The 14,273-nt window shown below is 64.8% G+C and carries 5 protein-coding genes; 4 read left to right on the top strand and 1 reads right to left on the bottom strand.

The features are described 5' to 3' along the window. Positions 1-42 precede the first annotated feature (42 nt). From EGJ34_RS10995 to EGJ34_RS11005, 4 genes are all read left to right on the top strand, one after another. Positions 43-11,838, top strand: a complete 11,796-nt coding sequence (locus tag EGJ34_RS10995; protein WP_125360518.1) for a hemagglutinin repeat-containing protein — start codon at positions 43-45, stop codon at positions 11,836-11,838. Continuing rightward, entirely contained in the window at positions 11,835-12,596 is a 762-nt protein-coding gene (locus tag EGJ34_RS11000; RefSeq protein WP_125360519.1) for a hypothetical protein, read from the top strand. Before EGJ34_RS10995 ends, EGJ34_RS11000 begins: the two co-directional genes overlap by 4 nt. A 265-nt stretch (positions 12,597-12,861) precedes the next feature. Then, positions 12,862-13,017, top strand: coding sequence for a hypothetical protein (locus tag EGJ34_RS22210; RefSeq protein WP_185750143.1), 156 nt, complete (start codon positions 12,862-12,864; stop codon positions 13,015-13,017). Between the two features lie 163 nt (positions 13,018-13,180). After that, a complete protein-coding gene (locus tag EGJ34_RS11005) occupies positions 13,181-13,387 on the top strand; it encodes a hypothetical protein (RefSeq protein WP_125360520.1) in 207 nt (68 codons plus the stop codon). Positions 13,388-13,837: 450 nt separating this feature from the next. On the opposite strand, the gene EGJ34_RS11010 is transcribed toward EGJ34_RS11005, so the two are convergent. Beyond that, complete coding sequence (locus EGJ34_RS11010) at positions 13,838-14,185, bottom strand: hypothetical protein (RefSeq protein ID WP_125360521.1); 348 nt, start codon at positions 14,183-14,185, stop codon at positions 13,838-13,840. Between the last annotated feature and the right edge of the window lie 88 nt (positions 14,186-14,273).

Genomic DNA, 14,273 nt, shown 5'->3' on the forward strand with positions numbered 1-14,273 from the left:
GACGCTTCTGCAGTCCCGCGTAACAGACATGGATGATCTGCCATGAAGACCTGCCCCGTTGCTACCCGTTCTTCCACTGCTTCGCCGCGTGCTACGCGCTGGCGCATGGGCGTACTGGCCGCATTGATCACCGCCGTCTTCGGCGGACCGTTCAGCTCGTTCGCGCAGGTGCAGCCGCAGGCCGGGCAGGGCACGCGCGTGGAGCCTGCCGCCAACGGCGTGCCGGTGGTGCAGATCAACGCCCCGAATGCCGGTGGCGTCTCGCATAACCGCTTCGAGGACTACAACGTCGGGCGTCAGGGCCAGGTGCTGAACAACAGTTCCACCACCACCCAGACCCAGCTGGCCGGCTACATCCAGGGCAACAGCAATCTGCAGCCGGGACAGTCGGCGCGGATGATCCTCAACGAGGTCACCTCGTCCAACCGCACGTTGCTGCAGGGCCATGTGGAAGTGGCCGGCGCGCAGGCGCAGGTGATCATCGCCAACCCGAACGGCATCACCTGCGATGGCTGCGGCTTCATCAACACCACCCGTGGCGTGCTGACCACCGGTACCCCGCTGTTCGGCGGCGACGGCAGCCTGTCGGCGTTCCAGGTCGGGCGCGGCACCATCCGCCTGGAAGGAGCCGGGCTGGATGCGGACAACCTGCAGCGCATCGACCTGCTGGCGCGCGCGGTGGAGATCAACGCCGGGCTGTGGGCCAAGGAAGCCAACGTGGTCACCGGTGCCAACCAGATCGACTACGAAACCCTGGCCACCCGCGCCATCCAGGGCGAGGGCACGGCCCCGGGCTTCGGCCTGGACGTGGCCGCGCTCGGCGGCATGTATGCCGGCAAGATCCGCCTGGTCGGCACCGAAGCCGGCGTGGGCGTGCGCAGCGCCGGCGCGCTGGTCGCCACCAGTGGTGACTTCGTACTCACCAGCAGCGGTGACGTGCAGCTCACCGGCCGCACCGCCGCCGCCGGAAACGTCACTGTGGACAGCGCCGGCACCCTGTCGACCAGCGGCGCCACCCAGGCCAACAACAACATGAGCCTGCGCGGTGCCAACGTGGCACTGGGCGGCAGCATCAGCGCCGCCAACGGCTTGGACGCCACTGCCACCGGCAACCTCGACAGCACCGGCACGGTGCTGGCCAACCGCGTGCAGCTCGGTGCCGACGGCAACCTGCGCCTCGGTGGCCAGATCGAAAGCCGCGGCGACATTGCGCTGCGCGCCGGCCAGCAACTGGACAACAGTGCCCAGGTCGTTGCCGTGGGCCAGCTGCAGGCGCAGGCCGCGCGCATCGCCCAGCAGCAGAACGCCCGCCTGGCCGCGCAGGGCAGCGTGCAGCTGACCGCGCGTGACCAGCTCGACAATGCCGGCATCATCATTGGTGCAGTCGGCACCGGCATCACCGCCGGCCGCCTGGACAACCGCGGCCAGATCTACGGTCAGCGCGATGCCACCGTCGCGGTGAGCGGCGCGCTCAACAACAGTGGCCTGATCGGCGCAGCGCAGAATCTGGAGGTTCGCGCCGGCCAGCTGCAGCAGTCGTCCACTGCAGAACTCTCTGCCGGTGGCAACGCCACCGTGGACGTCGCCGGCAGCGCCGACAACGCCGGCCAGCTGATCGCAGAGAACACCCTGCAGCTCAAGGCCGACACGCTCACCAACACCGGCGTCACTGCCGCCGGCACGGCCGCGCTGACGGTCGGCGCGCTCGACAACCGCGGCACCGTGCTCGGCAGCAACACGCTCGACATCACCGCGACCCGTCGCCTCGACAACGCCGCCACCGGTGGTCTGCGCGCCGGCAACACGCTCAACCTGCGCGCCGCGCAGCTCGACAACGCCGGTGAAGTGGTCAGCGACAACGACCTGACCGTCATTGCCGACGCACTGACCAACCGCCAGCGCCTCGAAGCCGGGCGTCAGCTGCAGCTGCAGGCCGCCACCCTCAACCAGAGCGCGCAAGGCCTGGCCGTGGCCCGCCAGGTGAAGGCCACCACCACCGGCGCGCTGGTCAACGCCGGTCGCCTGCACGCCACCGAGCAGCTCGCCATCAACAGCGGCAGCGTCGACAACAGCGGCATCGTGTATGGCACGCAGTCGGTGCGCGTGGACAGCACCGGCACCCTGACCAACGCCGGCGTCATCGCCAGCGACGCCGCACTCACCGTGCGCGCGCAGGCACTGCTAAACCTGGCCAACGGCGATATCTCCAGCGCGGACCTGCTCGACATCGAAGTGCTGCAGGCCGCCAGCAACGCCGGAAATCTGTATGCGCAGCGTGCGCTGGCCCTGCGTGCAGCCAGCGTCGACAACAGCGGTGCGGCGTACAGCGCCGGCCGTGCCGACGTGGTCGCAGGTTCCACCTTCAACAATCGCGGCAGCCTGGTCGCCGTGCAGACGCTGGACGTGCAGGCGGCCTCGCTGGACAGCACCGGCGACCTCGGTAGCGAAGCGGCCAATGTGGTGTTGAACACCACCGGCGACCTCAACATCGGCGGCCGCACCATCGCCGCAACCACCCTCAACGCCCAGGCCGGCGGCACCCTGCGCCAGAGTGGCAAGGCGTACGCCTCGGGCGACGTCACCCTTGGCGCGCAGCGCGACCTGCAGCTGTCCGGCAATCTCGACAGCAGCGCCAACATCGTGCTGCAGGCCGGTCAAGCCCTGACCAACACGGGCGATATCTACGCCACCGGCGGCGTCACCGCCGAAGCCGGCACCGTGCTGCACAACACCGGCGACGTGCAGGCGACCTCCATCGCGCTGCAGGGGCCGAGCGTCGACAACGACGGTCGCCTGCTGGCCAGCGGCAATGTCACCGTCACCGGTAACACCATCGACAACAGCGGCCAGATCGTGGCCGGACTGGCCGCCAATGGCGCGCTGGGCAGCAACGGTCAGGCCACCCTCACCGCCACCGGCCTGCTGCTGCAGTCCGGCAAGGTGCATGCCGGTCAGCGCGTGTCGCTGCAGGGGAGCGGGCTGGATCTGCGCAACGGCCTGGTCTGGTCCGGCGGCGATCTTGTCGCCCGTGCCAGCACCAGCACACTGGACAACACCGACGGCACCCTGGTTGCCGGCGGCACGCTGCAGCTGGAAACCGTAGGCGAGCTGATCAACCAGCGCGGCTCGCTGCAGGCGGCCCGCCTGGGCCTGCTTGCGGCCGCGCTCGACAACCGTGCCGGCGAACTGATCCAGACCGGCAACGATGCGCTGACGCTCGGCTTCACCGGCGCGCTGCGCAACGACGGCGGCCGTATCGCCGCCAATGCCACCAACCTCACCGTGGACGTGGCTTCGCTGTCCAACAGTGGCGGCCGCATCGAGCACGCCGGCACCGGCACCACCACCGTGCGCGCCGGCCAGCTGACCAACACCAACGCGGGCCTGATCGTCGGCAACGGCGCGCTGGTGATGAACGTCACCGATGCGCTGACCAATACCGGCGGCAGCCAGATCAGCGCCGGCGGTGCTGTGGATATCCGCGCACGCCAGATCGACAACAGCGGCGGCCGCATCGACGCGGTGGGCGACCTCCAGCTGCGCGCCACCCAGGCCCTGCTGAACGCCAACGGCACCGTGGCCCAGCGCCAGGCCGGCACGCTGCAGATCAACGCCGCCAGCGTCGACAACCGCAACGGCCTGATCGGTGCCGAAGGCAACACCACCGTCACCACCGCCAGCCTCGGCAACCAGGCCGGCAATCTGTATGCGCGCCAGAATCTCACCCTGGACATCAACGGTGAGCTGCGCAACGGCGGCGGTCTGCTGTACGCGGGCAACCAGCTGCAGCTGGATGCCGACGGTGTGCTCGACAACCAGAGCGGCAGCATCGAGGCGCTGGGCAGCGCCGGCGTCACCGCCGCATCGGTGGACAACCGTGGCGGCCGCGTCGTCGTCAACGGTGCCGGTGGTCTGATCGTCAGCACGGCGGGCAACCTCGACAACACGGACGGCGTGTTCGGCAGCACCGGTGGCAACGTGCAGCTCACCGCCGCCACTGTCGGCAACCAGCGCGGCAAGCTGGTCGCGGGGCAGAACGCCGTGCTGCAGACCACCCAGCTGGACAACCGCAGTGGCCAGGTCTACGCCGGCAACGACCTCACCCTGGACAATGCCAACGCCACGGTGCTCAACGGCTCCGGTGAGCTGTCGGCCAGCAACCTGTTCACCCTGCGTGCCGCCAGCCTGGACAACACCAGCGGGCGCGTGATCACCCGTAGCAACCGCCTCTATCTGGGCACGCTGAACAACGCCAATGGCGAAATCAGCGCCTACCAGCAACTGTGGGCGCAGCTGCAGGCCTTCCAGGGCAGCGGTGGCCGCATGTTCGGCGGCACCGAGCTGGAACTGCACCTGGCCGGCGACTACACCCACGGTACCGGCCAGCAGCTGCAGAGCAACGGCCGCCTGGCGCTGAACGTCGGCGGCACGCTGACCAACCAGGGCCGCATCGAAACCAGCGGCAACCTGGAGCTCAACGCCACGCAGATCGACAACACCGCCGCCGGCACGATCAGTGCGGGTAACGGTGCCGGCACTGCCAGCGCTACGCTCAACGCCAGCCAGGGCATCAACAACCTGGGTCGTATCGACGGCGACGTGGTGCAGGCCACCAGCACCACCTTCACCAACACCGGCACGGTGATGGGCGACCAGGTGACGCTGAATGCCGGCACGGTCACCAACGGCCGCGAGCTGGGCACCACTGTACCTGTGCGCGACTACAACGAAGGCCTGATTGCCACCACCGGCACCCTGGCCATCAACGCCGACACCTTCAACAACCTCGACGGCGAGCTGTACAGCATCAACGACATCCGCATCGGTGGTCGCTCGGGTGGCAACGCGCAGCTGATCAACAACCGCTCCGGCCGCATCCAGGCAGAACGCGACCTGGTGCTGCTGGCGCTGGGCGTGCGTAACGAACGCCGCGTGATGCAGTACGAGCGCAAGGTCTATACCGAGGCGGATCAGGCCGGTGACCCGGATGCGGGCAAGTTCTCCGGTGGTGGCTCGCCGGGCGAGGTGTATGAGCGCTACTGCAGCAACCGCCAGTCACCGTGCTTCATCTGGCGCGATCACGGGGTGACCCACACCGACACGGTGCTGGAAGGCACGCGCGTCATCGCCACCAGTGCTGCGGGCCAGTTCCTGTCCGGGCGTGACATGCAGATTGCCGGCGGCAGAGTCGACAACATCTACTCCACCATTGCCGCCGGCACCAACCTCTCCATCAACGGGCGCGGCTCGTCCAGCAGCGATAATCCGGCGGACTGGGCCGGCGTGGTCAACAACGTCGGACTCACCGCGACCAAGACCATCCAGCGCGTCAGCACCTACGAGGTGGAGTATCAGACCTGCCGTTCCGGCCTGACCTGCCAGGAAGAGCCGCGCTGGGCAACGGGCGACCTCGGCACCACCACCGTCACCAAGGAAGTGGCCGTTCCCGGCGGCAATGCCAGCATCACCGCCGGACGCAACGTCACCATCGAAGCGCGTGACGTCAACAACACCGTGGTCACCGTCGGCAACGGCGTCAACCCGGCAGACGTCGGCGGCTGGAACGGCATCGGTGCCTACGTGCCCACCCTCGGCAACGGTAGCCAGGCCGGCACCGCGACCGGCAACACCGGCGCACCCGACCCGGTCACCGGCGTGGCAACGGGCCCGGCCACCGGCACCCTCAATGGCGGTGGCAATGCCGCCAACGTCGGCGCACCGGCACCGGGCACCAGTGGCGTGGTCAAGCCGCCGCAGGTCGTCGGCAGCGCGCAGAACCCGCTGCCCGGCTTGCTGCCGCCCAGCAGCGGCCTCTACACCGTGGACCCGGGCAACCAGCGCTGGCTGGTGGAAACCGATCCGCGTTTCGCCAACTACGGCCAGTGGCTGGGCTCGGACTACATGTTCGAAAAGCTCAACCTCAATCCCGATCAGCGCCTCAAGCGCCTGGGCGATGACTTCTACGAACAGCGCCTGGTGCTGGAGCAGATCACCGGCCTGACCGGTCGCAAGTACCTCGATGCCGACCTCGACAACGGCATGGACCAGTACCGCGCCATGATGGACGGTGGCGTAACCGAAGCCGAGCGCCTGCAGCTCACCGTGGGCATCGCGCTCTCGCCGGAGCAGATGGCCGCGCTGAACGAGGACATCGTGTGGATGGTGGCCCAGGAAGTGGGCGGCCAGCAGGTGCTCGTGCCGGTGGTGTACCTGAGCCAGGCCACCGCTGACCGCCTGCAGCTGGGCGGTGCCGCGATTGCCGGCGAAAGCGTCGACATCCGCGCCAACAACGTCAACAACCAGGGCATGATCGCCGCCGACTACCGCCTCTCGGTCGACACCGGCAGCCTGCTGAATGACCGGGGTGCGATGACCTCCGGCGGCAGCGTGCGCGTGTCCGCCGTGGAAGACATCATCAACAAGGATGGCCTGATCCAGGGCGGCAGCATCAGCCTGGTCGCCGGTCGTGACCTGCAGAGCGTGGCCAGCCTCGGCGTCGCCCGCATCGAGTCGACCGGTGGCCTCGAGCTGGTCGCCGGGCGCGATCTCTCGCTGGTGGGAGCGCAGACCAGCGCCAAGGGCAATGCCGCGCTGCAGGCCGGGCGCGACCTCAACCTGACCACCCAGCAGAGCGGTGCCAATGGCGAGGTGTTCAACCGCACCACGTTGAATGTGGGCGGCAGCCTCGGCCTGCAGGCCGGCAACGACCTCACCCTGACCGCCGTGCAGGTGAAGGCCGGCAATGGACTCAGCGCCGTCGCCGGCAACGACATCAACCTCAACGTGCTCAGCACCGAGCAGAGCAGCCGCTACAAGAACACCCAGAGCACCCGCCAGACCATTGAAACCAGCGGCCTGGAAGCTGGTGGCAGCATGGCGGTGCAGGCTGGTCGCGACGTCAATCTCAACGCCTCCAACCTGGAAGCCGGCAATGCCTTGGCCGTGGTGGCCGGCCGCGACCTCAACGTCGGCGAGGTGACCACCACCAATACCAGCTCCACCGATATCCGCCGCAAGCGCTACTCGCAGCAGACCGAAACCATGGACGAAACCGTCCATGGCAGCAGCCTCAAGGCCGGTGGCGATGTCGCGCTGGTGGCCGGGCAGGACGCCACCCTCACCGCTGCCAGCGTGTACAGCGAAGGCGGCACCGTGGCCATTTCGGCCGGCCGCGACGTGGTCCTGGACACGGCTGAGGAAGACCACAGCTTCGAGCAGGACACCTGGAGCAAGAAGAAGAAGACCTTCTCCAGCAAGACCACCACCACCCGCGAAACTTCGTCGGACACCTACGCAGTAGGCACCACCCTGAGCGGTGAAGGCGTGCAGATTGCCGCTGGCCGCGACATCAGCGCCACCGGCGTGGAGATCGGTGCCACCGGTGACGTGTTGCTGGCTGCCGACCGCAACATCACCATCGCGGCCGCCACCGAGCAGCACACCGAAACCTTCGACCAGACCAAGAAGAAGTCCGGTGTGTTCGGCGGTGGCGGCGTCAGCGGCTTCGGCGGCATTGGTATTACGGCGGGCAGCCAGAAGGGCAGCGTTTCCACCTCGCTGGAACAGACCACCAGCAGCGCCAGCATGATCGGCAGCGTGGCGGGCAATGTCAGCGTGATTGCGGGCGGCGACGTCACCGTCAGCGGCAGTGATCTGCTGGCTGGCCGTGCCGCCGATGATCTGGCCGGCGTGGGTGGCAATATCGCCATCCAAGGCAAGAACGTCACCATCAACCCGGCCGAGGAAACCGAAAGCTACTCGGCCAACCAGAGCAGCCGCAGCAAGGGCCTCTCTGTCGCCATCACCGGCACCCCGATCGACACCATCCGCAACCTGCAGCAGGTGAAGGACAGCGACGGCAGCAGCGCGGACAAGGCCAGCGGCTACGCCAAGGAACTCGGCGCGGCCGCCCTGACCCTGCCCGGCATCAACGTGGGCTATGGCAGCAGCAAGAGCCAGGGCAGCGTGGCGGTGGAAACGACCACCCAGCGCGGCAGCAGCCTGAACGCCGCCGGCAATGTGACCGTGCGCGCCACCGAAGGTGACATCACCGTGGCCGGCAGCTCCATTGCCGCCGGCGGCACCGCCACCCTGGACGCGCAGCGCCACGTGATGCTGCTGACCAGCGTGGATACGCAGTCCGACGTGCGCAACAGCTCGTCCAGCACCCACCAGTACGGTGCCAGCTCGATCTCGCCGGGTGACATGATCCGCCACGTGCAGGGCGGCCCGAACAGCGGCGGCGTGCGCATGTCGCCATATAACAGCGGCAACAGCGACAGCAACAGCAACCAGCAGGTGACCGGCCAGACCGGCAGCACCATCAATGCCGACAAGATCAACCTGGTCAGCCGCGAGGGTGATATCACCCTGCAGGGTGCACAGGTGGCCGCCGAGAACGCGCTGAACGTGCTCGCGCAGAAGGGCAATGTGGAGCTGCTGCCGGGTGAGATCAGCCGCAGCTGGCAGGAAACCCAGCGCAGCAAGCAGATTGGCGACCTGGGCGGCGATGGCTACACCGGCAGCACCGGCGTGCGCAACGAGTTCCACGACGTCAGCGGCCGCCAGACCGACCAGAACAGCGTCCGCACCAGCCTGGGCAGCAACCAGGGCGACGTGAATGTGGTGGCCAAGGGCGACCTGATCGCGCGCGGTGCCGACATCTCCGCCGGCAACGACGTGACCCTCGTCGGCACCAACGTGCTGCTGGACGCCGCCACCGACACCCTCACCCAGGCCGAGCGCCACCGGGTGAACCAGGCCGGCGGCACCATCGCGCTGTCCGGCTACGGTGTGCAGGCGGCGCAGGCAGCAGAAGCCGCACAGCGTGCCAATGAATCCGGCGACGACCGTCTGGCCGCGCTGTATGGCGCACAGGCCGGCTATGCCGCCAAGGACGCGATGCAGGGAACTGGCGCTGCGGTGAAGGTGACCGTCAGCGTGGGCAGCAGCAGCGCCTCCAGCAACAGCACGCTGCAGCAGTCCACCGAGCAGGGCAGTACGGTTACGGCCGGTCGCAACGTCACAGTTGTTGCAACGGGTGACGGCACCACCGGTGCGGATGGGTATGCCGCCAACGGTGATATCACCGTGCGTGGTGGGCAGATCACCGCGGGCAACAACGCCAGCTTCGACGCTGCGCGTGACATCAACTTCCTGTCCAGCCAGAACACCCAGACCCAGGACGGCAGCAGCAAGAGCGGTAGCGGTAGCGTGGGCGTGGGCTTCGGCCTGGGCGGTTCGCAGAACGGCTTCACCATCGAAATCGCTGCAGCGGCCGCACAAGGCCAGATGCAGGGCAACGGCACCACCCACCAGGCCACCATTGTCCAGGCGGGTAACGAGGTCGGCCTCAGCAGTGGCCGCGATACCACGCTGCAAGGTGCCCAGGTCATCGGTGACACCGTACTGGCCAACATCGGCCGTGATCTCACTCTGAGTAGCAGCCAGGACAGCCAGTACTACGACCAGAAGGACCAGAACGGCGGCTTCGGGCTCTCGCTTTGCATTCCGCCGCTGTGCTTCGGTGCTAGCAGTGGCAGCGTGAGCTACGGCCAGACCGACATCAACAACAATTACAACAGCACCACCCAGCAGACCGGCATCGCGGCCGGTGCCGGCGGCTATCAGATCCACGTGGGCAACCACACCCAGCTGGATGGCGCGGTGATTGCCAGCACGGCAGATCCGTCGAAGAACCTGCTGTCCACCGAAAGCCTCGGCATCACCGACCTGAGCAACCACGCGAACTACAGCGGCGGTAGCTGGGGTGGTTCTGTGGGCTTCAGTGGAACGATTGGCGACCAGAGCAATGGTGGGAAGAACGCGGGCGCGCCCACTGAAACGCGTTGGGGTGACCCGTCGCCGAGCCCAAGCCTGGGAGTTCCGTCGGGCGACTCGGCCAGTAGTGTGACTCGTAGCGACATCTCCGCCGGCACGGTGGTGGTGCGCAATGGTGATACGTCGGCTCTGGATGGATTGGATCGTACGGCGACAGATCTGCAGCAGGAGGGGCTGGCGAACAAGTTTGATGCAGAGAAGGTTCAGCGCGATCTGGTCGCCGGCCAGATCGCCGGCCAGGTGACGTTCCGTGCCACCGGTGATCTGGCGCAGGCGCTGACCGATGAGTATCGCAAGGCACAGGCAAAGGCGATCGCCGCGCAGACAATGCTGGACACACTTGGCGCTGAAGCATCGCCTGAAGTTGTTGAGCTCTTGCAGAGGGACATCGCTGAAGCCAACACGGTAATGGCTGCGAACCAGACCCAGTACGACCTGTGGAAGGACGGTGGGGCAGGCAAGACACTGCTGCACGCTGTCGCAGGTGCCGTCGTGGCAGGTTCCGGTGGCGGTGATGTGTTGTCTGGAGCGCTAGGTGCCGGTGCGGCCGAGCTCGGCCGTCCTATTACTGATGAGGAAGGAAGCCTCATTCGCCAGCTGGTCAGTGCCGCGCTGGGTGCAGTCGGCGGAGAAACCGGCGTCGCAACAGGTCTCGCTGGCGAACTGTACAACCGTCAGCTGCATCCGGATGAAATCAAGTTCATCAACGCCAATGCTCTGGCGTTCGCGCAACAGCAGCTCGGCTGTGAGGACCAATGCACTGTCGAACAAGTAAACGAAGCGCGTCAACGCTTGATCATCCAAGCGGTCCGCCAAGTCGACGAGGCCTGGAACAAGATGCTTGGCCACAAGGGACTGACTGCGCAGGACGGAAATGCGCAGCTCTTCCTGGACCAGGCGGCCTTGGGCAAGACGACGGGTGAGTACGCCTACTTCGGTGCAGACTACGCGCAGTACACCGACAAAACGCTCTTTGCTGACAAGCTGCAAGGCACTAAAGAGCTTTCGCAGCTGTATGGCGCGATTATCTCCACCGGAAAGACCGAGGCTGAACAGCGCAACTTGATGCAGGCGCTCAACCGAGTTGATGCTGGTTGGCGCGACGACTTTGTAAACGGTGTCCTCAGTCGAGACGCTTGGACCATCCTGACCACGTTCACAGGTGACGTCGGATTCGTCATGGAAGTCACCCGAAAGGTCGCCACCGGCGACGTCGAGGGTGCCGTGAAGGACGTTGCCACCGCATTTGCCGTGGCTAAGATCGCGGGCCAGCTGGGGCGACTGATCCCCTCTAAAGCCCCGGTAAAGGCTCCAACCAAGCCTGTCGCCGAGGCATTGCCGGACACACCAGCACCCGGATCTACACTGCGTGAGAATACGGCAGGGCGTGCAGACGACATCGTGGCAGACGTTGGCCAGTCGAACTCCATTCGTACTGAATTCTCATACCCCGACCTCCCGCCTGGATATAGTGAAGGCAACAGTGCCGGCGCAATGTTCAACAAGACCGGAGGACTGCCGGACGGCTACAGGCGAGTGATTGATCAGCACGGAGAGGTTGTTGTCCAAGGGCCGACCGGCAAGATCTATGCGTCCGAAGAGAATGCATGGGCCTCGATCAACGTACGCCTAAATCAGGCTGCTGGAAGCGAATTCGAACGTCAGACGATTGATGCGCTATCGCACGTCGGAGTGACGAAGAACACCACGGCGGTTGAGGTCACCCTTCCAAATGGTCAGAAAGTGACGACGATCCCGGATGCATGGGGTCGCGAAGCCGGCGGCAAACTGGAAGTCAAGAACGTAAAGAACCTCAGGGCGACCGATCAGCTTCGTGCACAGATCCAACATGCAGTGGACTCCGGCGAGCCACTCAATCTCATTGTCAGCCCGCGCACGGAGGCGGTCTCCCAGTCCATAGTGGACGGTATCAAGAGTAGTGGCGGTAAGATATATCGATATGATCCAAAGACCGGCGTCCTGACGGAGTACCCATGAAAGCTTTCGTAAAGCTGGCCCTGAGAAGCCGCGTCGACACTGCTCCCCTCGAAAAGGGGAAGGAGCTACTGCGGGTGCTCTCGAGCCACGGAGGGCTTCTTGCTCCTGAGCAGGTCTCTCATAATGCTGATCGCTTCAAGGACGCTTTTGTAGGCGAGCAATCTTTGGAACAATGGTGGAGTGAGGTCGCTACGCTCCGTGCAGCAGGGGTGGCTTCAGAGTACGTTCTCGACTTTGCGTGGAGACGAAAGGCCACCATCAGGTCAAAGGGATACCTTCGCCACACCATGCGAAATCGAGCTGGAAAGCTACTTCCTTGTACGCTGAGCATAACTGCCGAGTGGAACCGGAGGTTTGATTGGTATGGGCTCTTCAACGAGCTCGTGGATAAGTTTCCCCCTCAACTCGCGATGCTTCATCTATTCACGGATGCAGAGCGTTCAAGCGACGAATCGTCCGTCTACTTCGAAGCTGGATCATTCGGTGCGCTTGCTGATCCGCAACCCATCAATCTTGCGTGGGCCAACTACTATGGCGATGAGTTTGCACAAGAAGGAGCTAGGTCCGCAATGAAGGAATCTGGATTCGATGTAAGCGAGCGAGATGGTGGATACCTGGTCAAGGTTACGGGTGAACTCTCCGACTTGGAGCGAGACATTGAGAAATTTTGGGAGAGAAGGCGCGCTCTGAGGCAGCACTTTAGGCCTGGGTTCTTTGAGTTGCCCAATATCCCTCACGTCTTAGCGTCGCAAGACTAACTGCAGCTGCCGTGCTGCCAATCAGCGAGTGGTATCAATCTTCCATTGGGAACGAGCGGGCGTGGAGTGATGCGCGGAGCGACGGAGTTGCTCTCGGCCGCCCGCCGCCGGCTGACCAGAGAGGGTTCACTGGTGAGCGGTCATCGAACGGCGGAAGTTGGCCGTAGTTTGTGAGGCTGATGAAAGCCAGTCCTCCCTTCGATTGATTGAATTTGCTACGAGGCGAAACCAAGTGATCCCAGACACCGTGCCGTTGTTCCAAAGATTGACGTCTATCATCGACGCCGCGATTGTCAATGACTACGACGCCTTCGTGTTCGAATGCATCGTGGGTGACAGCTATCTCGAGTACACGCTCAGTGTGAGTACGTCGGGACAGGAGGATGCATCGCTGAGCGATGGGTCGATTCACTGGTCGTGAATCAACTTGTGGACGAACTCAGGGGAAATCCGGATTGGAAGCAGGCCGGATGGTCGTCGTTTGTAGTTTATACCGTCGCGGCGAGAGGGTTAACGTGACCTTCGGCAAGAAGCGCGCGGCATGGGATACGAGAGGATAAGCGTGCCGCAGGCACCAGTGAGCCATGAAGAACGCCGATCACTTCAAGGAAGTTGAAGCGGGTATCAATTGGCTTGATGAAAGCTTGGGCCCGCTGTCGGGCATTGATCCGGACAGATGCATCGCGCATCTGGAGAACGGCACGGGTGACCCGTGGGCGTGCAAATCCACTCTGGAACGATTCTGCATCATCAACTCGATGCTGGAGCCGCTGGTATACGCGTGCTCGTGAGCACGTGGTGTTTTCGACGTTGAAAATCGATATCGCGCGTCACAATGCTTTGGTAGCGTCGGTCGACAGACGACGGCAGTGAAGACATCAACGTCCGGTGACGCATTGAACAATGCAGCACCGTGGTTTTTTGCTCGGGCCACACATTGTTTCGATGGAGATCATGCGTTACCGGGCGTGGAGCGGTTCCGTGCCGTCGTCTGTCGACCGACGCTACCAGTCTCACCACACCCGATGCATGGCGCGAGTCTGACGACACCGGAACGGCGACGGCAGTCCCGTCGTACGAAGTGTATGGCCCCCAGAATGTCGCCGGCAGTCCCACCGCAACGGCCAAAGGCACCGGACTACACGGCAACAATGCGTCATCTGGCCCATGACGCACCGATGATGGACGATCGCGCCCGGCATGGGCCGGGCGCTTCCCGGTGATCCTCGCAGGGGCAGCCGCTATGCCGCCGGCAACATCTGCCGGATCGGATCAGCGTGTACGTCGGTAAAGTGGATCTGACGGACCACACCATCTGGTCCGTTCGGCGTCACCGCGTCCACGTGATCGCGCGGGCCTATAAGAGCCACGGTTAGCAGGCCCAGACCGGCTTCCACGATCACGCGTGCGCCCACATCCATGCCCATTTCACGCAGCCATGGGCCATGTAGCAGGATGAACGGGGTGGGGTGGTGGGAGAGTACTGGTGGCTGCAGCAGGCTGTTGCAGCAGCGGCAGCGTTGGACCAGCGAGGCTTCTTCTGAGGAGGTTGCGTCACGGTCTGGCGCAGCTGCGCGGTTCTTGTGCATATGAAATCTCCTGAACCTGTCCCCTGAAATCGGACGCCAAGAAGTACGGGGTCAGGAAGCGGCTTTCAATTGCTTTGCGTAGTCGTTT

Origin of the sequence: Stenotrophomonas sp. 278 (assembly GCF_003935715.1) — a bacterium.
GTDB lineage: Bacteria > Pseudomonadota > Gammaproteobacteria > Xanthomonadales > Xanthomonadaceae > Stenotrophomonas > Stenotrophomonas maltophilia_AH.